The sequence below is a fragment of the Rhodanobacter sp. BL-MT-08 genome, from assembly GCF_054161255.1.
On record NZ_CP167872.1, the window covers coordinates 3,439,025 to 3,463,614 of the forward strand.

Genomic DNA, 24,590 nt, shown 5'->3' on the forward strand with positions numbered 1-24,590 from the left:
CAGCTGAAGAGACCGGCTTTCCAGCTTCCACAGCCCAAATCAGCTCACGCCTTACCCTGCTCCACCAGAGTCAGCGCCACCTTGTCGCGCAGATAGACAGGCAGGGCGAGTTCGGGCGCGTGGACACGTCCGGCGTTGAACGCCTGCATCGCCAGTTCGGCAACGTGCGTGGCCTGCGGATAGCGCGCGCCGTCAGCGGAGCGCAGCACGCCGGTGAAGCGTTCGCTGATGATGGTGGCATACGTCGCCCAGCCAGTGCCGACGACCTGCCAGGTCGGCGCGTCGGGCAGCTGTAGCGATTCGGGCGTACACACGCACTCGTCGTCCAGCGCGATCAGGCCGCCGTTGACATCGCGGCGATAGCACGCGGCGTAGATCTCGCCCATGCGGGCATCGATAACAGCGAGGATGGCAGCGTCCGCGTCTTCAGGCGATTCCAGCGCCAGCGCGGCCAGCGAGGAAATGGTGATCACCGGCAGGTCGAGCGCCAGTGCCATGCCCTGGGCCAGCGACACGCCAAGGCGCACGCCGGTAAAGGCGCCCGGGCCGCGGCCCACAGCGATGGCATCGAGCGCGTGGCGACCGATGCCTGCCTCGGCCAGCAGAGCGTCGGCCATCGGCAAGACCAGCTCGGTGTGCCGGCGCGGTGCGATTTCGCTGCGGGCGATGATGTCCTGCCCGTGGATCAGGGCAACGGAGCAGGCTTCGGTGGCGGTTTCGATGGCGAGAATGTTCATGGCTGCTCCATGATAACCGGCGGCGGCGTTGCTGGCGCCGACGCGCTGGCAATGTGCGCGTACCAGTCGATGCGGCGGGTGAGATACATCATCAGCGCTACCATCGCCAGCAGCACCAGTGCGCCGATCAGCAGCGCGTACTGCTCCGCGGCGATCAGTGCGTACAGCATCACGTAGATCAGTCCGATGGCGGCGGCCAGCAAGGCACCCGCGCGTGCGGCGCGCAGCACGGCAGTAGCGTAGCCGCCCACGATCAGCACGACCGCGCTGGCCGCCAACGTGTAGGCCGCTGTAAAACCTATTTGCTCGGACAACGCCAGCAGCACGACATAGAACGTCGCCAGAGCCGCGCCGACCAGCAGATACTGCACCGGGTGCACGCGCAGCTTTTTCAATGTCTCAAACAGAAAGAACGCGACAAAGGTCATCGCAATGAAAAGCAGACCGTATTTGCCCGCCCGCTCATTGCGCTGGTAAACATCCACCGGCTGATAAAGCTGCACGCCGAAAACGGAGGCTTGCAGCGCGCCGGTCATGTCCGCCGCTCCATCGGTCCAGTGCTGACCGTAATTGCGGTTGAGATCGAGCATGTGCCAGTGCGCGCTGAAGCCGTGTGCGTCCACCCGATGCTCCAGCGGCAGCGCCGCGCCGATAAAGCTTGGATCGCGCCACGGCGCGCGCATCGTCACGTCGGTGCTGCGCGCCAGGGGCAGCAGCTGCAGCGATTGCGTACCTGCCAGCTTGAAGCTGATGTCGACCTGCAGCGGCTGGTCCGCTGTCTGAGCCGTAACCGTCGGCGCCAGTGTGTCCAGGTCCATCGGCACGACGATGGTGGTCCATGCGCCGAGATGTTCCGCCGAAGAATCGAACTGCGCCGCCTTGTCGTTGATCAGCAGGTGAGTCACCTGCTGCAGGCCGCGCAGATCGCTGATCGGCACACGCAACTCAGCCTTGCGGTCCAGCCACGGCGCTCCAACGGACTGGCGAAGCTGGGCCAGATCGTCGGCGCGATAGCTCGCATGCATCTGCACCGTGGCAACGAACACCGGCACGCTGTAGATGCCGTAGCTGCGTTTCTCTACCGCCATCGCTACATCCAGCGTCGTGCTGTCCGCCAGCATGCTTTGCGTACCGGCACGCCACTGCGCCGGGCTGCCGCTCGCCACCGGCAGCGCCTCCCGCGTCGGTACCACCAGCACCGGGCTGCCCAGCACCTGCTCACCGCCCCAACCCTGCGCAATTTGCGCAATCGCCTTTTCGCGCAGCTGCTGACGCTCGCTCACCAGCCCACTCACCTGCATCAGCGGTATCGTCATCAACAGTGCCAACAGGGCGATACCCAGAACTTTCGCTGTTACCGTTTGCATCCATCCATTCATCGTGTCGATCTCCACGTGGGGAGCGTCGATCAGAACAGCCGGTGGAGGCGTACTTCAGGCAACGTCGGTGTTTTGCATGACGGCTGTGTGGCGCACGAAAGTCGAAAGACAAAGCATCGCGTATTCACGGCGACTCCATTGATCACCCCCATCCCTTCGACTTTGGCCCGCGGGTCCACGCTCAGGGTGAGCCGGCGTGCGTCAAGGTAGTTGTCGCGTCGTGCGTTATGCCGCGTGCTTCAGTTCGGTTCGTTCTGGGTTGAGATAGACCTCGTTGGCGAGTGTCCAGTCGCGCGTATGCCGCGCCCAGCGCGCGGGATGTCGTTGACGTGCCTTCGCATAGAGCTCGGCACGTGCGGCCAACAGGCGTTCTGCATGACCGCAGTGGCGCTGGCTGGGCGTGACGTAGTTGAGTGCGCTGTGGCGGTGCTCGTGGTTGTACCAGGCGACGAAGCGGTTGACCCATACGCGCGCCTCGTCGATCGTGTCGAAGGGGCGTTCGGGCCAGAGCGGGCAGTACTTCGCCGTGCGGAACAGCGCTTCGGCGTAGGCGTTGTCGTTGCTCACCCGCGGACGACTGAACGACGAGGCGACGCCAAGTTCGTGAAGCGTGGCGAGCATGACGGCACCCTTCATCGCCGAGCCATTGTCCGAGTGCAGCACCAGCGGCCGACCGACGATGCGTTCGCGCAAACAGGCCTTCCTGATCAAGTCACTGGCATGATCGGATGACTCGGCCTCGTGCACCTCGTTGGCCACCAGCAGGCGGCTGTGGATGTCCTTGACCATGTACCAGTAAAAGTAGCGGCCCTTGACGGTGCTGGGCATCCAGGTGATGTCCCAGCACCAGACCTGGTTGGGGCCGGTCGCCCTATGGGTGGTGGGCGCACGACGCTGGGGCGCCTTGCTGCGTCCCCGATGCGCGGTTTGACTGGCCGCTTTGAGCACGCGGTAAAACGTCGACTCACTGGCCAGGAAGATGCCTTCATCGGCCAGTTTCGGCACGATCTGGTGCGGCGTCATCTGGGCATGGGCCGGTTCGTTGGCGACGGCCAGAAGGTGCCGACGTTCTTCGTCACTGAGCTGATGGGCCGGTGCGGGCCGATGCGCCTGTGGGCGCGCATCTTCGGGCTTCTGCCGCCATCGCTGCACCGTGCGGATGCTCAGCGCCAGCATCGCGCAGGCTGGCGCAAGCCGCGCCCCGGCAGCCACCGCGTCATCGAGAAGAGCCAACGCCTCGCGGCGATCTGAGGGAGAGGTCATGCGTCCTCGTCCTTGCCCCAGATCGCCTCGGCTTTTTTTCGCAGCACCAACAGCGCGGCGGTTTCCGCCAACGCCGCATCCTTGCGGCGCAGTTCGCGCTCCAACTGCCTGATGCGCTCGCGCGCCATGCCGCTATCGGGCTTCACCACACCTTGGGCGGTGGTCATCGGCGCATTGGCCTGCTCGCACGCCACGCGCCATTGCCGGATCTGCTCCGGCAGCAACCCTATCCGGCGACAGTACTCGGAGAGCTCTGCCTCATTCATCGGCGCACTTTCCACCACGATCCGAAATTTCTCCGGACCGGACCAACGCTCGCTTTGTCCGCTGTCCTTACGCACCAGCGATCCCTCGATCAGCGCTGCATTTCGCCACGTCCGCAGCGTGACTTCCGTAATGCCCGACGCCAAGGCCAACGCACGGATTCGGCGGTTCGTCGGTGGCCCCATCTGTTCGATCGCCCATTGCCGCTGTTCGGCTGTGTAACGTACCCATTTCATGCTCTCGCTCGCTGCCGCCTTCCAGTGTGATTGATCAAATCAAACGAGGCGACAACTAGTCTGACGTGGAGGGGAGCGGTAGAAATAAAATAAGTGACGCAACTGCTCTGAGCTAAGGGCTTTGGCCTGGAATACTTAGCTTTCATAGCTTTTGCAGTTGATCTACCAAACCCCTATGCGGCGGTGAGGCGAGGTCGCCAGGCCCGCAAGGGGAATCGACATGGGTTTCGATTCCTTTTCGCTAGTACATGGACTCACTGGCGAAAAGCCAGACCTCGGCTCACGTACTTGGCGGGCGCAGCCCGGCAAGCGCCAAGTGGGGTGGCCTTCTCTTTACTCCGGGCATCAAAACCGGCTTCACCCGAGCAACACGACAACTGTCGATCAGCCTTCCTCACGACCAGAAGCGACCCTCGAAGACACCTCTGCGGCAAAGAAACTCCGCACATCAGCCAACTCCCGCGTGCGCGGCATCGGCGGCAGGCTGGCCAGAAACAGACGTCCATATCCTTTGCTGATCAAACGCGGATCGCACAGCACCAGCACGCCGCGATCGTGCACGTCGCGTATCAGCCGGCCAGCGCCCTGTTTCAGTGCAATGACCGCATTGGGTACCTGCCAACCCATGAACGGGTTGATGCCGGATTGCTCCAGCGCCTGCAGGCGCGCCATCAGCACCGGATCGTCCGGCGCGGCGAACGGCAGCTTGTCGATCACCACGACCGAGAGCACCTCGCCGGCGACGTCGACGCCTTCCCAGAAACTGGCGGCGCCGAGCAGCACGCCGTGGCCGCTGGCGCGAAATTCTTCCAGCAGGCGCGGTCGCGGCGCCGTGCCCTGCACGAACAGCGGCCACGGGCACTTGTCCTGCAGCAGTTCGGCCGCGCGACGCAGCGCGCGATGCGAGGTGAACAGCACAAACGCGCGGCCGTTCGACGCGTGCAGCACCGGCAGCACGGCTTCGATGACCTTGTCGGTGTAGTCGCGCGCGTTCGGATCCGGCAGCGGCGGCGGCAGATAGCACAGCGCCTGCCGCGCATAGTCGAAGGGGCTTTGCAGGCTCAGCGTCTGCGGATCGTCCAGACCGATCTGGCGCGCGAAGTGGCCGAAGTCTCCGGCCACCGACAGCGTGGCCGAGGTGTGTATCCACGCGGCCTGCGTGCGCTCGCGCAGGCCGCGCATTGGCGCAGCCAGATCGAGCGGCGTGGCGTATAAAACAAAGCCACGCGGGTAATGTTCGTACCAGCGCACGTCGCGATCGGTGTGGTTTTCGACGATGCGGTCGAGTCGACCGACCAGCAGCAAAGCACGCTCATGCAGGTTGTCGAAGCCGCGCGAACGCTCGGCCTGCGAAGCCAGCAGCTCGGCCAGCGTGGATAGCAGATCGCGCAAGTCGTTGAGCGCCACCTCGACGCCCGGCTGATCTTCCAGCTGCTGGAACGCGCCGCGTGCCGGCAGCGCATCCATCGTCAGGCGCAGCTGGCGCACGGCGTTCTGCAGGGCTTCGACCGGCTCCAGCAGCAGGCCGATCGCACCAGTGATGCCGCTGCATTCGGCCAGAGCATCCTGCGCCAGTTCGGTGAGCTGGCGCGCGCTGATGCTCTGCGAAAAGAACTGGCCGGCGAGCTCGGGAATCTGGTGCGCCTCGTCGAGAATGAAGGCCGCCGCACCGGGCAGGATTTCGCCGAAGCCTTCCTGTTTCAACGCGAGATCGGCAAACAGCAGGTGATGATTCACCACCACCACATCGGCTTCCTGTGCTTCGCGCCGCGCCTTCACCACATGGCAGTCGTCGAAGAACGGGCACTCCAACCCGAGGCAGTTTTCCGGCGTGGAAGTGACTCGCGGCCACAGCGGCGACTCCTCCGGCACCTCGGCCAGCTCCATGCGATCGCCGCGGCGCGTGCGCGCCGACCATGCGCGAATGGTCGCCAGCTGCGACGCCTGCGTGCTATCGAAGGTGGCGCCTTCGCGCACGGTCTGATCGAGGCGGTACAGGCAGAGATAGTTGGCGCGACCTTTCAGCAGCGCGGTTTTCAAACGCGAGCCCAGCACCGAGCGCACCTTTGGCAGATCGCGGAAATACAGCTGATCCTGCAAGGCCTTGGTGCCAGTGGAAATGATCACGCGCTCGCCCGACAGCAGCGCCGGCACGAGGTAGGCATAGGTTTTACCGGTGCCGGTGCCGGCTTCGGCGATCAGCGTGTCGCGACCGGCAATGGCCTGCTGCACGGCGACCGCCATCGTCTGCTGCGCCTCACGCGGCGCAAAGTTCGGCAGCTCGCGGGCAAACGGGCCGTCGGCGCCGAGCAGGGCGCCGCTGTCGTCGTGTTCAATCATTCATGCAGTATCGCCTGCCGCAGCCATGCGGCAAACCGACGGCAGCGAAAGCGCGGCATCAATAGCGCGGCTGGCCCGGCTTATGGCACTGCTGCACCCACTTGCGCGCGGTCTCGGCGCCGGCCTGATCGTTGTACTGCAGGCGAATCTCGACCACGGTTTGCCAGTTGCGCGCGCACAGCGGCCCGAGCTTGGGGCCGAGCGACCAGGACTGGTGCGCCAGCTTTTCGGCCAGCGGGTAATCCTTCATGCGCACGGCAATCTCGGCGCGATCCTGCATCAGATCAGGCGAGTTCGGGCTGAGCTTGAGCGCCTGATCGAGCTTGCTCGCAGCGTCGGCATAGTGGCCGGCCTGCTCGTCTGCCTTCGCCGCGTCCTGCAGATCGGCCACGCCGGCGTCGCGCAGCGGATTGACGTCGATCACCGACTTTTCGCGCGCGCCCGCGGCGCGAATCGAGGCGACCAGATCGTAGGTCGGCGGCGTGTAAGCCGGCTTGGCCGGTGCGGTCGGCTGCGGCTCGAACAGGCTGCACGCGCCCAGCGAGGCGACGGCAAGCACAAGCAGCAACAAGGAAGCAGATTTGGTGACAGGCAGCATGATCAATTCCGGAGCGTATTATCGGGCGGTGTATCGGGGTTGGGTGGCGGCGGCGCGCTTCCCGCGGCGGCAGGCTGATCGCCCACGCCGAACAGGCTTTTGACACCTTGCCAGAAACAGCCCTCGGTGTCCGCAGGCAGCGAGCCCGCTACTACCTCGAACTGACGCGCGCCCTGGCACGACGACTGCGTCGGCTTGCCGTCGGCCGGATTGATCCAGGCCAGTTCAAGACCCGGCGCGGGCGTCGTGGACAGCGGCTTGGTCGGCAGCTTCTCGAACAGCTCGCGCCACGCGCGCAGGGCACCGGTGGCGCCGAACAGCACGGTCGGCTTGTTGTCGTCGCGGCCCATCCAGAACACCGCCAGGTGCTGGCCGGTGTAGCCGGCAAACCAGCTGTCGCGCATGTCGTTGCTGGTGCCGGTTTTGCCGGCCGCATTGAGGCGCGCAAGGTCGGAATCGCCGATCGCATGCGCGGTACCGAACTGGGTGACCTGCTGCAGTGCCCAGGTAGTCAGGCGAACCGCGTCCTGGTACTCGCCCTGGCCCGTCTGCACCTGATAGCGCTTGATCGTCTGGCCGCTGCCGTTGACCACGCCGCGCACCGCCACCAGCGGCAAGGCGTGACCATCGGCGGCGAGGTATTGATACATCTGCGCGACCTGCAGCGGTGCCAGGTCGAGCGCACCGATCAGCAGTGACGGGCTCGGGCTGACGTTCTCCAGCCCGAACGATTTCAGGAACGCCTGGATGCGCGGCAGGCCCACGGCGAGGCCGAGATGGATGGTGGCCAGATTCCACGAATGCGCCAGTGCATCGACCATCGGCAGCTGGCCGTGGCTCTGGTTGTCGTCGTTATGCGGCTCCCAATAGCTGCCATCGGGCTGGCGCAGGCTGACGGGGCTGTCGTCGAGCAGCGTGGCCAGATTCCAGCGCGCGGGCTGGGTCAGCGCCACCAGATAGACGAAGGGCTTGACCAGCGAACCGATCGGACGCCGCGCATCAATGGCACGATTGAAGCCCTGCTCGCCCGGCGTGCGGCTGCCGACCACGGCCAGCACGCTGCCGGTCGGCGCGTCGGTCACCACGCCGGCGGCCTGCACTTCGTTCGCGCGTTTGCCGAGCCCCTTGAGCGCCGCGGTGATCGCCTGCTCCGCATAGAGCTGCGCGGTAGGATCGAGCGTGGTGAAGATCGACAGGTTGCCGTCGCGCAGCGACTGCTCGTCGAAGTCGGCGGTGATCTGCGAGCGCACCAGTTCCATAAATGCCGGAAAGCGGTTGTGCGGCAGCTGGCCGTCGCTGATCACGCCCAGCGGCGAGGCTTGCGCGGCATTCGTCTGCGCCGCCGTCAGCAGGCCGGTATTGGCGAATTCCTGGATGACCAGATTGCGCCGCGCCAGTGCGCGATCGGGCGCGCGGCGCGGGTCGTAGTAACTCGGCCCCTTGACCATGCCCACCAGCAGGGCGATTTCCTGCGGGCGCAGATCCTCCAGCCGGCGGCCGAAGTAGAACTCCGCCGCCGCGGCAAAACCGTGCACCGCTTGATCGCCCTGCTGGCCGAGGAACACGTCGTTGACGTAGGCCTCGAGGATGCGGCCCTTGCTGTAATGCGCTTCGAGCAGCAGCGACATCAGCGCTTCGTTGAATTTGCGGGTGAAATTCTGATCGCGCGTGAGAAACAGGTTGCGCACCAGCTGCTGGGTCAGCGTGGAGCCGCCCTGCACCGTGTGGCCGGCGCGCATATTGGCAAACATCGCGCGCGCGATCGCACTGAAGTCGATGCCGATATGATGCTTGAAGTCGCGATCCTCGACCGCCTGCAACCCGCTCAGCAGCAGCGGCGGCACGTCGGCAAGGCGCACGAATCGGCGCTCCTCCTGCTTGGCGCCGTAGAGCGTGGCGATGCGCGCAGGGTCCAGATGCGCTACCGGAATCGCATCGTTCGTGGCGGCGTCGCGCACCTGCTGCACGCTGCCGTTGCCCAACGTCACCTCGATGCGCTTGGGCAGCTCGCCGCCGTCCGGACCGGCGTAACCGCGCGAGGAGATGCTGTACGTCGATCCCTGCCTGGTCCAGCTGCCGGCAACCTGACCCCCGTCGCGACTGTAGCCGGAAAAGGTCAGCTCCAGCTCCAGCGCAGCAGGCGTCATCGGCGTGCCGACAGACAGCGCCAGGGGGCGGGCATAGACACGCGTGGGCACGGCGAACACCAGATCGTTGAAGCGATCCTGCACGCGCTTGTTGAGAATCAACGTATAGGGCAGCACGAAGCCGAACAGCAGACCCAGGCCTACCCAGACGGGAATGCGCAGCCAGGGCCAGCAGCGGCGCGCGAACGCGCCAAGACGATTCAAAAAATCCAACGTGGGAAAATCCGGCAATCAGGTGCGCCGATCATAAGGCCTGCACCCTCGCGCGCCCATGAACACGGCAGCCGCTTTGCGGGCAATTTGCGGGCAATGCGTGAAGGGGTTTTACACATTCACGCCCGCAGGCATCAGCGATGCGTCGGCATCCAGACGGAGGCATCAGGACGAAACGGTCGCGGATTGATGCCGAGCAGGCGCTGCAGTTCGCCGTTGTCGGCAATCAGATCGGCGTCGAGCCGATGCAGCGGACCGCGCAGTCGAGGCACGCCGTGGCGACCCAGCCGCAGCAGCCACGAAGGCAGTGGCAGCGGCAGCGTGGCGCACGGCAGGCTGCGGTGCACGCGGGCGAACATCTCGCCCGCGGTCAGCCGCTCGCCGCCGCCGATGGAAAGAATGCGCCCGCCCGAGGCCGGGCAGTCCAGCGCGGCGATGACCGCCTGCGCGATATCGTCGGCGTGCACCGGCTGGCGCAGTCCGCGTCCAGACGGTAGTGGGAACAGCCGCCATCGCATCGCTCGGCGCGCCATTGGCGTGAGGCTTTTGTCCCTGCCGGCGCCGTAAATCAGCGTGGGTCGCAGCACCGTCCAGCTGCAGCCGTGACGCGCGCACGCGGCAGCGAGAGCGGCCTCACCGTCGCGCAATTGGCGCGAAATTTCCCGCTCGGCGGGCACGCTGGAATCGCGCTTGGTTTCCGCACTCATCGAGCTGGTGGCGATCACGCGCGGCGCGCCGATCAGCGGGTTGTCCGCCAGCCACTGCGCCAGCGCCAGCAGCGGTCCAAAGCTGATGATCGCCGACAGCGGCGGTAGCTCAGGTACGGCATCGGGCAGCTGACCGAGCCGCCATTGCACCGCCGATGTATCGCCCGGCGGATGTCGGCTCAGCGCGATAACGGGCTCGCCGCGTTCAAGCAGACGCGGCAGCAGGAAATGACCGATCTGGCTGCTTCCCCCAAGAACCAATACGCTCAAGGCGACTTCCTTTGGCGTGAAACCGGCATCATGCGCGGCTCACGGACTGCCCTGCAAACGCGCAGCAAGATCGAGCACGCGCGGCTGATTGGGCGACAGCTTGCGCGCCCGGTCGAGCGACTGTGTCGCGCCGACGCGGTCGCCATCGCGCAACTGCTGCTCGGCCTGGTCCAGCCATGCGCCGGCCAGGCGATCACCCAACGCACTCTGCGACGCCTCGCCGGGAGCGAGTTGGGACAGATTATCCAACATCTCGCTGGCCTGCCCCAGATTGCCGTTGGACAACGCCTGGTTGAACTGTTTTTCCACGATCACCGGCAGCGCCTGCAAGCCCTGCAGCGCGGCCGCGTTGCTGCCGTCGATCACCAGCGCATTGCGGTACAGATCGTAAGCGCTGTTGCCCGGCGGCAGCATGATGTCGCCACGCGCGGCGGCAACCTGCGCGCGCTTAATCAGACCCGCAACGGCAACGCTTTGCTGCGGCGAAAGCACGACCGGCGCAGAGGGTTCAATCGAGTCATCCACAGTGGCATTGTTCGGATCGCCGGCCTGGGGCGGAGCACCCGGCGCCGGGCCACTTTTGAGCCGCGCGCGCGCCGCCGCGAGGTCGGCCGATTTCGGCGCCAGCACGGCGGCCTGATCGAGCAACTGGGTCGCCTGCGCCGTATCGCCGGCGTCGATCGCCGCGCTGGCCTGCACGGTGAGCGCCTGCGCCACCTTGCCGAGCCCGGCGTGCGCCTCGGCGTTGTCCGGGTCGATGGCTAGCGCCGCCTTGTAATGTGCCAGCGCGGTGTCGTCGCCCTGGCCCACGATGCGGCCGGCGCGAAACGCGTCGGCGCCCTGCCTAAGTTCGGTGTCCAGTGCGCTGTCGTCCTGCTTGCGCGTTTGCGCCTGCTGCGCGCGCAGCGCCGGCAGCGCGCCGCTGTTCGGCTGCAGCGCGGCCAGTTCTTCGACCAGCGCATTGGCGGTGCTGCTGTCGTTGGCGTCGAACGCCTTGTGCGCCTGGACCGCGAGCGCGTCACCGACCTGATCTAGTCCGTGCGCGGCCACCGCGTTGTTCGGGTCGGCCTGCAGCAGCTGCTTGTACAGCGCGCCGGCGCCGTGCGGGCCGTCAAGCTTGCCGTCGGCCAGCGCCTGCTCGGCCTGATCGACCAGGTCGACAGTCTTCACCTGCGACGAACCCTGCGTCGCGCGCGCCTGCGCGATCTGCGCATCGAGCCGGTCGACGTCGCTGCCGCCGCCCAGCAGATCGCGGGCCGATGCGGCCTGCTGGGCGGCCTGGTCGAGATGACCAGCCTGCAGCGCGGCATCGGCCTGCGCCAGCTCGGCCTGCCCGACCTGGCGCAGGCCGTCGGTGGCGCGATCGTTGTCCGGCTGCAGCGCGATGGCGGATTGGAAAAGTTCGCGCGCGCTGGTGCCGTCCTGGCCGTCCAAATGACCAGCCTGCAGCGCCTGCTGCGCGCGGCTGAGCACATCGTTGAGCTCGGTATTGGGCAGCTTGCCGCGCAGCCAGCCCTGGTTGAGCCACGCCGTGGCGATCACGCCGATAAACACGAGCAGCAGCACCGGCAGGAGCCAGCCACGCTTGCCGTCGCCGGAAGGTCTACTCGAACGGGGTGTCGGGCGGCCGGGCCGAGGGCCGCGCGCTTCGACCTTGACCTGCGGCAGGCCATCGCTGGCCGGGCCGCGGGGCGAATCCAGATGATCGATGTCGCCGAGCGTGGGCTCGGTGCGGCGAGGGGGATCGGCTTCGTGCTGGTCTCGACGTCCGCTCATGGTTCCGGGGTTTCAGGTGGGTGGCGGCAGCTTAGCATCGCGCCACGGGCCTGCTTCCGCCCGAAAAATCGCGCGTTCAGCTTGCGCGCAAGGCACGCCGCCCGATCACGTCTTCGCGCCGCGATGCCGGCACGCTTAAGCCGTGCCCAGGCGCCGCGCGTCGACCACGTTGGGCAGCACGGTCAGCTTGCTCAGCAGGGTCGAGAGCTGTTCGAAATCGCGCACGCGCAGCGTGTAGCGCATTTCCACTTCGCCGGTGCGTGCGAACAGGCGGCTGGACGAGGCGATGATGTGCGCACTGGTATTGCTGATGATGCCGGTCACGTCCTTCTGCAGACCCTTGCGGTCGTAGCCGCGCACTTCGATATCGATCTCGTAGGCCTGGTTGGCGGCGTTGCCCCAGCTCACCTCGATGACCCGATCCGGATCGGTGCGCATCAGCCGCGCCAAGCTCGCGCAATCGGCGCGATGCACGGACACGCCGCGACCCTTGGTGACGAAGCCGCGCACCGCATCGCCCGGCAGCGGCTGGCAGCAGCGCGCCAGCGTGGTGAGCAGGTTGCCAACGCCCTCGATGCTGAGCGCGCTGTGATCCAGCGACGACGGGCGCGCGACGTAAGCCGGTGCGACAGGCGCGGCCGGCGGCTGCGCCGCTTCCTGCAGTACGCGCGAGATCTGCCCGGGCAGCAGTTCGCCGAGCGCCAAGGCGACCAGCAGCTCCTCGTGATTCTTCAGATGAAAGTGCGCCGGCAGCTTGGCGATATCCATGCTGGGCAGCGCCAGCCGCTTCATTTCGCGCTCGAACATCGTGCGGCCCACGGCCACGTTGGCGTCGTGCGCGATGCGCCGGAACCACGCCCGCACCTTGTCCTTCGCGCGCGCCGTGGTGAGATAGCCGTGATGCGGCGACAGCCAGTCGCGGCTGGGCTCGCCCAGTTTGGTGGTCAGTATCTCGACCCGATCGCCGCTCTGCGGCTGAAATGTCAGCGGTACGATGCGGCCGTTGACCTTGGCGCCGCGGCAGCGATGGCCGACTTCCGTATGCACGAGGTAGGCAAAATCCAGCACCGTCGCGCCGTGCGCAAGATCGAAAATCTCGCCTTTGGGCGTCAGCAGGTAGACGCGGTCTTCCAGCAGTTCGCTGTGCAGATCGGCGGCCAGCGCGCTGTCGTCTTCGCCGCGCGGTTCGAGCAGCTTGCGCATCCAGGCGATCTTCGCCTCGAACTCGACGTCGCTGCTCCCGCCCTCCTTGTAACGCCAGTGCGCAGCCACGCCCAGCTCGTTGGCGTGATGCATTTCGTGCGTGCGGATCTGCACCTCCAGCGTCTTGCCGGAAGGTCCGAGCACGGCGGTGTGCAGCGAGCGGTAGCCGTTGGCCTTGGGCCGCGCGATGTAGTCGTCGAACTCGCCGGGCAAGTGCGGCCAGCGCGCGTGCACCAGGCCGAGCGCGGCATAGCAGTCGGCCACGCTGTCGACCAGGATGCGTACCGCGCGGATGTCGTACAGGTCGGAAAAGTCCAGCGACTTGCGCTGCATCTTTTTCCAGATCGAGTAGATGTGCTTAGGGCGACCGGCCAGGTCGGCGCGAATGCCGGCCGCCTCCAGCGTCTGACCCAGCTCGGTCAGCGCCTCACGAATAAACTTTTCGCGGTCGCCGCGGCGCTCGTCGAGCAGCTTGGCGATGCGCCGGTAGACATCCGGCTGCAGGAAGCGGAAGGCCAGATCCTCCAGCTCCCATTTCAGCTGCCAGATGCCGAGGCGGTTCGCCAGCGGCGCATGGATGTCGCGGGTCAGCCGCGCCAGCGCCGCGCTCTGCTCGCCCGGCAGGTCGACCGCGGCGCGCATCCGCGCCAGCTGCCGCGCCAGCAGGACGAACACCACGCGCAGATCGCGCACGATCGCCAGCAGCAGTCGACGCAGACCTTCCGTCGCCTTGTCCGGCGCGTGCTGGGCGTGCAGCGCCCACACCTGCTCGGCCGCCTGCTGACCCTCGACCAAACGCTTGATCTCGGCTGGCAGGGTGGCGCCTTGCGCTTTCCATACCTCGGGCGCGACGCGCGCCAGCTCGAACCACAGCGCCGCCGCCTGGGTCTGGGCGTCGCAACCCAGCAGGTCGAGCAGGTCCAGCACGTCGCAGCATTCGGCTTCTGGCAGCTTGTGTGACGCACAGGCGTCTAGCGCCGCCACCATCACAGGCGGCAGCTTGCCGGCGCGGTCGCGCCACTGCTGCAGGCTGGAAGGTTTGACGGCTGGCGGCACGAGACGGTAAGTCCTTGAGCTGAGCCGTCATATTAACCGTTGGCCGACACGCTGCGCCGGCCACGGGTGACCTTGCGCTGGGATGCCGAAAGGCAATGCTTGGCTTGAGGGTGAATTACCGCGCAGAATCGCGCATCGGTCGGCGACTCAGACCCAGCCGCTACGCCCACGTCAGCCTGCTATCAAAGGATCCACACCATGATGATTCGTCTGCGCTACACCCTTCTGTCGGCAGCCCTCGCCCTGTGCTGCCTGTCCGCACACGCCCAGCAGGCCGACGGTCTGCAGCAGCGCATGAGCGCGGACGAGTTCAAGGCTGCCGGCCTGGACAAGCTGTCGCCGCAGGAGCTGCAGAGTCTTGACGCGTGGCTCAGCGCGCATGCCAAGGTCACGACGCGCGTCGTGACGAAAGTTGTTACGGAGACAGGCGCCCCCGTGTTCTATTCAAGCAATCAGAAGCGCACACGTATCGATACTCGAATCACTGGGCATTTCGATGGCTGGAACAAGGATCATGAATTCACTATGGCTAACGGCCAAGTGTGGAAAACGATCGACCCGGATCCGAAAACTTGCCAGCCAAGCGAGAATACGGCTGTACAGATCAAGCCGTCCCTGATGGGCACCTGGATGATGTATGTGCCTTCATGCTATGAAAACGCGCATGTGAAGCGCGTTCGGTAAAAGCTCACTGCGGGACGGTAGCCAGCGCTCTTGCCAACCGCTTCGCCGATACCGGCTCGGCGGTTTTAAGCTCTTGGGCGAACAGCGACACGCGCCACTCCTCGATAAGCCAGCGCAGTTCGGCAAGGTCCGCGTCGTTGACCCCAACGGCGCGATGTTTCAGATATTCGCGCCAATACGGCAGCACCTGCAGCAGACGCTGCTGGTCCTTGGTCGGGTCCTGCTGCAGCCGTTCGGCGCGCAGGCGCATCGCTTTGAGATAACGCGGAAAATGCGCCAGCCGCGTGAGCGGCAGCTCGCATAGAAAGCCCGGACTGAGCAGGCTGTCGAGCTGCTCGTGGAGGTCGTCGTAGCTGGCCTTGGCAAAACCCAGCAGCGGCGGCCGCAGCCATGGCCTGAGCTCGGCCTGGGCCTCGATGATAGGCTCGGCCAGCTTCAGCCGCTCGACGCCAGCAGCAAAGAGTTCGCGCGCGCACTGCGTGCGCAGCGCCTCGAAGGCGCCGGCCGTCCGGACGTCCAGATCGTGTCGCGCCAAGAGATCATCGAAGCCGCCCTCCAGCAAGTCCTCACGCAGACCATCGACACCTCCCATAGGCCGCTCCTGCGCATCCTGCGCTCGCGGCACTCGGCCATCCATGGCCAGCGGCGCATATTTCAGCGCCAGCGCATTGCCGACCGGCAATCGACGCCTCGCTTGCTTCGCATCGCTGGCCAGCGCATTGCGCAGCAGCCGGATGACGCCCTGCCGATGCGCTCGCGCGGCTTCGTCGCTGCGCTCGAACACCCGCAGCGCCACGGTTTCGCCGAGATCCACCAGCGCCGGAAAAGCCATCAGGCCACCGTCGGACTGCACGCGCGCCGGTATCTCCTCGAAATCCCAGGCAGCTACCTCTTCTCGCGTGAACTCGATATCGGTCTTGCGCGAAAACGCCTCGCGTGCCTGGCCCTCCCACTGCCGCCGCAGCGCCACCAGATCACGGCTGGTCGCCAAGGTACGACCCTTCGAGTCGTCGCCTTCGTGCAGACGGTAGCGCATCGAGAAATGCGCCGGCAGTTCGACCGCGGCTAATTCGGCCGCAGTGATCTCCACACCGGTCGCCCGCTTGAGAAATGCCGCCAGCGCTTTCGCCAGCGGTTCATCACGCGGCGACTCGGCTTCGATAAACGCACGCGCAAAATCCGGGGCGGGCACAAAATTGCGCCGCAGCGGTTTGGGCAGGCCGCGGATCAGCTCGGCCACTTTTTCACCCAGCAGACCGGGCACCAGCCACTCGCAGCGCGCGGTCGGCAGCGCGTTCAACATCGCCAGCGGCAGATGAAGCGTGACGCCATCGGCTTCGTCGCCGGGCGTGAAGCGGTATTCGAGGCGGTATCGCTGGGGCCGCTCCTGCGCATCTTGCGCCCGCGGCATTCGGCCATCCATGGCCAGCGGCCGCTCCTGCGCATCCTGCGCCCGCGGCACTCGGCCATCCATGGCCAGCGGTGGAATCTCCAGCATCGCCGGAAAGGCCTTGGCATCCAGCCCAAGCCCGCCCACCATCACATCATCCAGTGACCAGCGCAGCGCGGCCTGCTCGGCAGGGCGCGCCTTGCGATACCACGCGTCGAGCGCACGGCTGCTGGCGATCTCTTCGGGAATTTTGCCTTCAAAGAAAGCGACGAGATCGTCTTCGTGACGGATCAGTCCCTCGCGCCGCTGCTTCGCCTCGACGCCGAGGGCTTCTCCGAGCACGCGCTGGTTGGCGCGCACGAAGTCCGCCCGACTGTCGATATCGCCGCGGGTCAGCGCTTCGCGCAGGAAGATCGCGTGCGCCAGCGGCGGATCCTGCAGCTGAAACGTCACCGGCCGCTTCTCGACCAGCACCAGCCCGAACAGGCTGACCTGTTCGTACGCCACCACGCAGCCGCGCTTCTTCGACCAGTGCGCGTCGCGGCAGCTGGCGCGCAGCAGATGCGCTGCCTGCTGCTCGATCCACAGCGGCTCGACGCGCGCATTCATCATGCCCCACACGCGACCGCCGACATCGAGAATCTGCGCAGAAAAAATCCAGGCGGGCGGCACTTTCGATAGTGAGGAACCCGGAAACACGTGAAACTTTCTTTCGCGCGTGCTGCGATACACGCCCTTGTCGTCCTTGTGGCCGACCTGTGTCGGCAGACCGGCAAGCAGGCTGCGATGCACCGATTCGAATAGCGCCTCGCCCTTGTCGACCGGCTTGGTACCCGGCACGGCGGCGTTCTGATCGGCATCGGCTGGACCACGATGCGCCATTGCCTGAAAGACTTTCGCCGCGGGCTTTTCAGCCACCGCAGGCGCGCGCCGGCCCCGTCGGCGGCGTCCCGATCCCTGCGACTGGCCGGCTTCCTGTCGCGGCGCGCGCGCGGCAACGTCATCGGCGTTCGCCTTACCATCTTGCCGCCACCCCAACTCCTGCATCACCAGCAGCAGCTGCCGATGCAGCTCGCGCCACTCGCGCATGCGCATAAAGCTGAGAAAATGGCGCGAGCACCAGTCGCGCAGCTTGGACTGGGTCAGCTCTTCGTGCACGTCGTGATAGGCGCGCCACAGATTCAGCACGCCGACGAAGTCGGACTTGGGATCGGCAAACAGCGCATGCGCCGCGTCGGCCTGCTGGCGCGCATCGGCCGGGCGCTCGCGCGGATCCTGCACGCTGAGAAAGCTCACAATGGTCAGCACGTCGCGCAGAGAACCAAGCTTCTCGCCTTCGACCAGCATGCGCGCCAGCTGCACGTCGATCGGAATTTTCGCCAGCATGCGGCCGATCGCCGTGAGCTTGCGCGACTCGTCGATGGCCGAAATTTCGGCCAGCCGGCGATACCCGTCGGTGACCACGCGCGGATCGGGCGCATCGAGAAACGGAAAGTCTTCCACTTCGCCCAGCTGCAGGGCGAGCATGCGCAGAATCACGTTGGCCAGCGACGACCGCAGCAGCTCGGGGTCGGCAAATTCGGCCCGGCTGGCGTAGTCGGCCTCGTCGTAGAGCCGGTAGCAGATGCCGGCCGACACGCGTCCGCAGCGGCCCTTGCGCTGGTCGGCCGCCGCCTGGGCGATAGGCTCGACGTGCAGCCGTTCGAGCTGGCTGCGCTGGCTGTAGCGCTTGACCCGCGCGGTGCCGGTGTCGATCACGTAGCGGATGCGCGGCACGGTCAGCGAGGTTTCGGCTACGTTGGTGGCCAGGACCACGCGGCGCTTGTTGCCGGGTTTGAACACGCGATCCTGATCACCCGCCGACAGCCGCGCGTACAGCGGCAGAATCTCGGTTTCTCGATACTGCCGACGTGACAGCAGCAAATGCGCGTCGCGGATCTCGCGCTCGCCCGGCAGGAACACCAGCACGTCGCCGCGCGGATCGTCGTGGCTGATTTCATCCAGTACCGCGGCGATATGCTCGGCGCTGCCCTGCTGCATGTCCCGGCTGCCGCGCGAGGATTCCGACGCGGTCCCGATCTGATCGAGCGAGCGCCAGCGCACTTCCACCGGAAACGCGCGGCCTTCCACCGAGACGATCGGCGCATCCTCAAAGTGTTCAGCGAAACGGGCCGTGTCAATGGTCGCCGAGGTGACAATGATCTTCAGCTCGGGACGCTTCTTCGCCAGCCGCTTCAGATAGCCCAGCAGAAAATCGATGTTGAGGCTGCGCTCGTGCGCCTCGTCAATGATGATGGTGTCGTAGTGGCTGAGCCAGGGATCGCCCTGCGTTTCGGCCAGCAGAATGCCGTCGGTCATGAACTTGATCAGGCTGCGCTCGGACACCTGGTCGTTGAAGCGCACCTGGAAGCCGACGATCTCGCCGAGCGGCGTGTTCAGCTCCTCGGCCACGCGCCGCGCCACCGATCGGGCGGCCAGCCGCCTCGGCTGGGTGCAGCCGATCATGCCGGCTTCCCCGCGGCCGGCCGCCAGACACAGCTTGGGCAGCTGCGTAGTCTTGCCCGAGCCGGTCTCGCCGGCGATTACCACTACCTGATGCTTACGGATCAATTCAACGATATCGTCGGCGCGCGCGGTGATTGGCAGCGACTCGTCCAGCGTGATGACCGGCTTGGCCGCCACGCGGGCGCGGCGCCTTGCCGCGGACGCTTCGATATCGGCCGCGAGCGAGGCGAGCTTGTTTTCATCCGGACGACGCTGCAGACCGCGCCAGCGCCCCAGCAGCCGGCCAAAATCACGGCTGCTTGCGCCGTCGAGCGCCCGGCGCAGGTCGCGCAGGCGTCTATCGGCGGCGGGGTTGGCGTCGGAATGGGCGGCATTATTCATACAGCCGCACATCATAGCCGGTGACTATCAGCGACATCGGCACGATTCATTTCCTTCGTGCGCTGGCAGCGGCTAATGTGGGCGCCAGAGACTTCACCTCGGAAGGAGCACGACATGTCCATTTCCATCGGCATCGACAAAAAAGATCGTGAAGCCATCGCCAAGCACCTGTCCAAGCTGCTGGCCGATACTTACTCGCTCTATCTGAAGACCCACAGCTTCCACTGGAACGTCACCGGCCCGCAGTTCAACTCGCTGCACGCCATGTTCGAGGTGCAATACAACGAGCTGTGGCTGGCCGCCGACGAAGTGGCCGAGCGCATCCGCACGCTTGACGTAGCCGCGCCCGGCTCCTATAGCCAGTTCGGCAAGCTCACCTCGATCAAGGAAGAGGCGGGCGTGCCGGACTGGAAGGAGATGGTCGCCCAGCTGGTCGAAGGCCACGAGATTGCCGCGCACACCGCCCGCGCAACCATAAAAGCCGCCGATGGCCCGGGCGACGAGGGCACGGCCGATATGGTGACCGGCCGCCTGAAAGAGCACGAGAAAACCGCCTGGATGCTGCGTTCGCTGCTGAAATAAGAGCCGACGAGACTTCCGCTTAATCGCCCAGCGGCGCCATTACTCGATGGCGCCGTTTTCATCTCGGCAGCCGGCTCCCGGCAATCATTAAACACGTGTCCGACGGCGCTTTCCCCGCCCGTCCTGACCTCGCGCTGACCATCCTGGGCAAGCTTGGTTGAGCCTGCCTCCCTGTATTGGTTAAGCTTCCCGAGCTTATGCGCTTTAACGCAGGCTTTTCCGGGAATTTTTTTGAGCGCGACGGCAACAAACCAAGACAGCAGGTACCCGCTTCTCTCCGCCCTGGCGATTGCGCTGGTCGTGGCCGCCCTGAATATCGGCTTGTGGTGGTGGGGTAACCTGCCCAACGGGCCGGGGGACTGGCATGGTCAGATCGGCGGTTTCGCGTACTCGGGCTTCCAGCGTTACCAGAACCCGTTCAACCACGATTTCCCAAGCGACGATCAGATCGACGGCGACCTCAAGCTACTTAGTCGTTACACCTCCCGCATCTCTACTTACGGCATGTTGGAAAATCCGCAAGTCATCCGACTGGCGGAGAGAGAAGGCCTGAAGGTGATGGCCAGTGCGCAGATCCTCAAAGGTCTGGACGGCAATGAAAAAGAAATCGATGCGCTGATCGCCCAGGCTCGCCGCTACCCCGGCACGATTGATAGGGTCATTGTGGGCAACGAGGTGCTTTTTCGTAATGACCTCACGCCTGAACAGATGATGGCGTACGCCGATCGCGTACGCGCTGCGCTACATCAGCCTGTATCAATCGCCGAGCCCGAATTCATCTGGCTGAAATATCCGGAACTCGCCGACCACGTTGACTTCATCACCATTCACCTGTTCCCTTTCTGGAACGGCGTTACCGTGTCCAGCAGAGAAGACGGCAAGTCCGACGCTGTTGGAGAGGCGCTTGGCGCCTACCACGCGATCCAGCAGCGCTTCCCGAACAAGCACATCGTGGTCGGCGAAGTCGGCTGGCCGTCGGCCGGCGATCGGCAGAAACAGTCCTATCCGTCGATCTCCAACGAGGCGATTTTCGACCGCCTGTGGCTCAACGAGGCCAAGAAAGAAAACATCGACTACTACCTGTTCGAAGCCTTCGACCAGCCGTGGAAAGAAAATCTCGGCGAAGGCCGCACCGGCGCCTACTGGGGCGTGTTCAACGCCGATCGCCAGCTGAAGTTTCCGCTGACCGGCTCCATCATTGAGGACACCAGCTGGCCGTGGAAAGCGCTGGCGGCCAGCCTCCTGGCGCTGCTGCCGATGATCTGGTTCGCCCGTCGCTTCAGCCGCTTCAAGCCGATGGGCCGGCTGTTTTTCTGCGCCTTGATCCAGCTGGCCTGCGGACTGCTGACCTGGTCGGCGACGCTGCCGTTCAACTTCTATCTGAGCTGGATCGACTGGACCATGCTGGCCCTGCTGTTCCCGGCGCAGATCGCGATCCTGGCCATTTTGCTGATCAACGGCTTCGAATTCACCGAAGTGCTGTGGCGCCGCCAGTGGGTGCGCAGTGCCGGCATGCTGCGGCCGGATCGCCCGGAAAAGCAGCCGTTCGTGTCGATCCATCTGGCCTGTTACAACGAGCCGCCGGAGATGGTGATCATCACGCTCGACTCGCTGGCCGCGCTGGACTACGCCAACTTCGAAGTGCTGGTGATCGACAACAACACCAAGAATCCGGACGTGTGGAAGCCGGTGCAGGCGTACTGCGAGCAGCTCGGCAAGCGCTTCCGCTTCTTCCATCTGGAACCGTGGCCGGGCTTCAAGGCCGGCGCGCTGAACTTCGGCCTGAAGGAGACCGACCCGGCCGCCGACGTGGTGGCGGTGATCGACGCCGACTACGAGGTGCGCAGCGACTGGCTGGCCACACTGACCGGCCACTTTCACGACCCCAAGGTCGCCGTGGTGCAGTGCCCGCAGGCGCATCGCGAGTTCGAGAACAATACGTTCCGCCGCATGACGGCGTGGGAATACGACGGCTTCTTCCGCATCGGCATGCATCACCGCAACGAGCGCAACGCGATCATCCAGCACGGCACCATGACCATGGTGCGACGTTCGGCGCTGGAAGGCACCGGCGGCTGGTCCGAGTGGACGATCTGCGAGGACGCCGAGCTCGGCCTGCGCCTGATGCACTCCGGCTACGACCTGGTTTACGTCGACGAGCTGATGGGCAAGGGTCTGACCCCGGCCGACTTCAAGGCGTACAAGAGCCAGCGCTACCGCTGGGCCTTCGGCGCGATGCAGATCCTCAAAGGCCGCTGGCGCTGGATGACCAAGCCCGGCCCGCTGTCCGGCAGCCAGCGCTTCCACTTCCTCACCGGCTGGTTCAGCTGGTTCGCCGACGCCCTGCATCTGCTTTTCAGCCTGATGGCGATTTTCTGGACCGCTGGCATGGTTGCCTTCCCCGAACTGTTCAGCCTGCCGATGCAGCTGTTCCTGATTCCGATCATCGGCTTCTTCTTCGCCAAGGCGATCTTCGGCATCGTGCTGTACCGCGCCCGCGTGCCGTGCAGCTGGTACGACACGCTGATGGCATCGCTGGCCAGCATGGGCCTGAGTCACGCGATCGCCCGCGGCATTCTGCACGGCCTCACGCGCGAGAAAACCTCGTTCGTGGTGACGGCGAAGAGTCGGCGCCTGGGCGAATCGAGCTTCGCGGCGTTCGCACCGGTGCGCGAAGAAATGATGATGGCCTTCGCCATCAGCATGTGCGTGGTCGGCATCGCCATGGGCTACGCCTCGCACCTGATCGAAGGCAAGCTGTGGATTTTCATCCTGTGCGCGCAGTCGATTCCGTATTTCTCGGCGGTTGCCGGTGCATGGATCGCCCATCGTGCGGGCGACAAGGCGGGCTGACCGCTCGCCGCGGCGGCGCATGCCATCGACGGTTACCCGGCATGGCCCGCCAGCGGCCGATGCCGCGGCGTACGCAATCCTTCGAGAAAGGTCATGAACTCATCGGTGCTGCACTGATGAGTTCTGTATCGCCGGGTTACTTTCATACAACGCGGACATTTGTGTAAGTAAGTTCGACGCCACGCTGTGTCAAAGCCAACGAGGACGGAACCCCCCGCATGCGCCGATTTTCACGACGCCCGCCACTTTTGCTGACTTTTTCGCTGCTGCTGTCGACGCCGCTGGCTCACGCGGCAGTGCAGCTGACGGTGGATGGCGTGGACGACACGCTCAAGGGCGCGGTGACGTCCGGCGTGGAGTTGTCCCAGTACGCTGCGCGCGATATCAGCGCGGCGCAGGCGAGGCGGCTTTACGAGCGCGCGCCCGACCAGATCAAGGCAGCGCTTGCGCCCTACGGTTACTACGACGCGACAACCACCGGCGATATCACTCAGGTCGGCAGCGACTGGAAGGTCACCTTGCACGTCAACCCCGGTGCGCCGGTGAAAATTACCGCCGTCCATCTCACGATGGACAAACGGGCATCCGATATTGCGCCGATCCGCCGTTCCATGCGCGCGCTGGAGCGCCAGCAAGGTCAGCCGCTCAACGACGGCGCCTACGACGACCTGCGCGACCGCATCAGTGGCTCCCTCACCGCCAACGGATTTCTCGATGCGAAGCTGGTCACGCACCGGGTCGAAGTGAATCGTGCGGAGCACAGCGCGGTGATCAACCTTTCGTGGGAGGCCGGCCGACGCTATCGCTACGGCCAGGTGCACTTCGACAATTCGCAATTCAGCGAGGATTTTCTCGATCGCTACGTTCCGTTCAAGCCCGGCGACTATTTCTCTCAGGACCAGCTGCTGCAGCTGCAGCAGGCGCTGAACGGCGCCGACTATTTTTCGGTCGTCAACGTGCTGCCCGATGTGGACACCGCCAAGCACGGCGTGGTCGACATTACGGTGCAGCTGGCCCCGGCCAAGCGCACGATCTATACCGGCGGTCCGTTTATCGGCACCGACACCGGCGTGGGCGTTCGTGCCGGCATCGAACGACGCTGGGTCAACGACCGCGGCCACAAGTGGAAGAACGAGGTTGTGCTGGCGCAGCGCCTGAAGACGCTGACTACGCTGTATACGGTGCCGCTGCCCGGCGCCAATCAACGCAGCCTCAATTACGGCGCTACCTACCGTGATTCCAACACGGTTACCTCGCAGTCGCGCACGCTGGAGCTGGTCGCCAACGAGACCGAGCTGTGGCACGGCTGGACGCGCACGCTGGGCATGCATGCGTTGTCCGGCACGTTCACCGTGGGCAAGATCGGCAACGAGCCGGACAGTACGCCGGGCATCGAGCACGGCCGCAGCACCGAGGTATTCGGCGAGGCATCGCTGTCGCGCAAGAAGGTCGACAATCCCAATTTTGTCCACCACGGCTGGTCGCTGAGCCTCTCCGCCAGCAGCACCGCCGGCACGCTCCTGTCCGATGCGCGCTTCAGCCAGCTGATGGCCGATGCGAAATGGATCGACGCGTTTGGCGCAAACGACCGCAATCGACTGATTCTGCGCGGCACCGCCGGCGTGACCTGGACCAACGACTTCACCGCGCTGCCGCCGCAGCTGCGCTTTTTCGCAGGCGGCGACCGCTCCATCCGCGGCTACGCCTACCAGGAGGTCGGGCCACTCAACAGCTACGGCCGCGTGATCGGTGGTGAAAACCTTCTCGTTGCCAGCACCGAAGTCGAACACTATTTCACCCGTACCTGGGGCATGGCGGCGTTCGTCGACGCGGGCAACGCCTTCACCGGCACCGATTTCAGCCCCGTCATCGGTGCCGGCCTCGGCGTGCGCTACCTGTCGCCAGTCGGCATGATCCGCGTCGATGTCGGCACCCCCATCCACAACTCGCGCCAGAGCGGTCTCGAACTGCATCTGGTGATCGGGCCGGATCTATGAGCAACGTCG

The 24,590-nt window shown here is 65.3% G+C and carries 14 protein-coding genes; 4 read left to right on the forward strand and 10 right to left on the reverse strand.

Going from position 1 to position 24,590, the window contains the following annotated elements; genetic code table 11:
* Nucleotides 1-44: 44 nt before the first annotated feature.
* The 9 genes from tsaB to ACDK93_RS15470 all read right to left on the reverse strand — a co-directional run bounded on the left by tsaB (nt 45) and on the right by ACDK93_RS15470 (nt 14,189).
* On the reverse strand, nt 45-737 hold the full coding sequence (tsaB, locus tag ACDK93_RS15430; protein ID WP_458069789.1) for a tRNA (adenosine(37)-N6)-threonylcarbamoyltransferase complex dimerization subunit type 1 TsaB: 693 nt from the start codon (nt 735-737) through the stop codon (nt 45-47).
* On the reverse strand, nt 734-2,116 hold the full coding sequence (gene creD, locus ACDK93_RS15435; protein WP_458069791.1) for a cell envelope integrity protein CreD: 1,383 nt from the start codon (nt 2,114-2,116) through the stop codon (nt 734-736). The genes tsaB and creD overlap by 4 nt, the downstream gene beginning before the upstream one ends.
* A 225-nt stretch (nt 2,117-2,341) precedes the next feature.
* A protein-coding gene (locus ACDK93_RS15440; RefSeq protein ID WP_458069793.1) for an IS3 family transposase occupies nt 2,342-3,879 on the reverse strand; the annotation gives its coding sequence in 2 pieces (ribosomal slippage) (nt 2,342-3,420 and nt 3,420-3,879; 1,539 coding nt in all).
* 384 nt (nt 3,880-4,263) lie between these two features.
* A complete protein-coding gene (locus ACDK93_RS15445; protein WP_458069795.1) occupies nt 4,264-6,219 on the reverse strand; it encodes an ATP-dependent DNA helicase in 1,956 nt (651 codons plus the stop codon).
* Between the two features lie 58 nt (nt 6,220-6,277).
* Nucleotides 6,278-6,817 carry a tetratricopeptide repeat protein gene (locus tag ACDK93_RS15450; RefSeq protein ID WP_458069797.1) on the reverse strand — a complete coding sequence of 180 codons (540 nt, stop codon included), beginning with the start codon at nt 6,815-6,817 and terminating at the stop codon, nt 6,278-6,280.
* A gap of 2 nt (nt 6,818-6,819) precedes the next feature.
* Nucleotides 6,820-9,177 carry a penicillin-binding protein 1B gene (gene mrcB, locus ACDK93_RS15455; RefSeq protein WP_458069799.1) on the reverse strand — a complete coding sequence of 786 codons (2,358 nt, stop codon included), beginning with the start codon at nt 9,175-9,177 and terminating at the stop codon, nt 6,820-6,822.
* 134 nt (nt 9,178-9,311) lie between these two features.
* Nucleotides 9,312-10,154 (reverse strand): SDR family oxidoreductase, encoded by an 843-nt coding sequence (locus ACDK93_RS15460; RefSeq protein ID WP_458069800.1) that lies wholly within the window; start codon nt 10,152-10,154, stop codon nt 9,312-9,314.
* A 39-nt stretch (nt 10,155-10,193) separates the two neighbouring features.
* On the reverse strand, nt 10,194-11,930 hold the full coding sequence (locus ACDK93_RS15465) for a tetratricopeptide repeat protein (protein WP_458069801.1): 1,737 nt from the start codon (nt 11,928-11,930) through the stop codon (nt 10,194-10,196).
* Between the two features lie 135 nt (nt 11,931-12,065).
* Nucleotides 12,066-14,189, reverse strand: coding sequence for a RelA/SpoT family protein (locus tag ACDK93_RS15470; RefSeq protein ID WP_458069803.1), 2,124 nt, complete (start codon nt 14,187-14,189; stop codon nt 12,066-12,068).
* 198 nt (nt 14,190-14,387) lie between these two features.
* On the opposite strand from ACDK93_RS15470, the gene ACDK93_RS15475 reads away from it, so the two are divergent.
* Nucleotides 14,388-14,873, forward strand: a complete 486-nt coding sequence (locus ACDK93_RS15475; RefSeq protein WP_458069804.1) for a hypothetical protein — start codon at nt 14,388-14,390, stop codon at nt 14,871-14,873.
* Nucleotides 14,874-14,877: 4 nt separating this feature from the next.
* Here the strand turns inward: ACDK93_RS15475 and hrpA are convergent, their stop codons facing one another.
* Nucleotides 14,878-19,149 carry an ATP-dependent RNA helicase HrpA gene (gene hrpA / locus ACDK93_RS15480; RefSeq protein WP_458069805.1) on the reverse strand — a complete coding sequence of 1,424 codons (4,272 nt, stop codon included), beginning with the start codon at nt 19,147-19,149 and terminating at the stop codon, nt 14,878-14,880.
* 114 nt (nt 19,150-19,263) lie between these two features.
* Between hrpA and ACDK93_RS15485 the strand changes: the two genes are divergently transcribed.
* The 3 genes from ACDK93_RS15485 to ACDK93_RS15495 all read left to right on the forward strand — a co-directional run bounded on the left by ACDK93_RS15485 (nt 19,264) and on the right by ACDK93_RS15495 (nt 24,581).
* The gene (locus ACDK93_RS15485) at nt 19,264-19,731 is read left to right on the forward strand and encodes a Dps family protein (protein ID WP_458069806.1); all 468 of its coding nucleotides are present in this window, start codon (nt 19,264-19,266) and stop codon (nt 19,729-19,731) included.
* A 231-nt stretch (nt 19,732-19,962) separates the two neighbouring features.
* Nucleotides 19,963-22,584, forward strand: coding sequence for a glycosyltransferase family 2 protein (locus tag ACDK93_RS15490; protein ID WP_458069807.1), 2,622 nt, complete (start codon nt 19,963-19,965; stop codon nt 22,582-22,584).
* Between the two features lie 218 nt (nt 22,585-22,802).
* On the forward strand, nt 22,803-24,581 hold the full coding sequence (locus ACDK93_RS15495) for an autotransporter assembly complex protein TamA (RefSeq protein WP_458069809.1): 1,779 nt from the start codon (nt 22,803-22,805) through the stop codon (nt 24,579-24,581).
* Nucleotides 24,582-24,590: the final 9 nt, after the last annotated feature.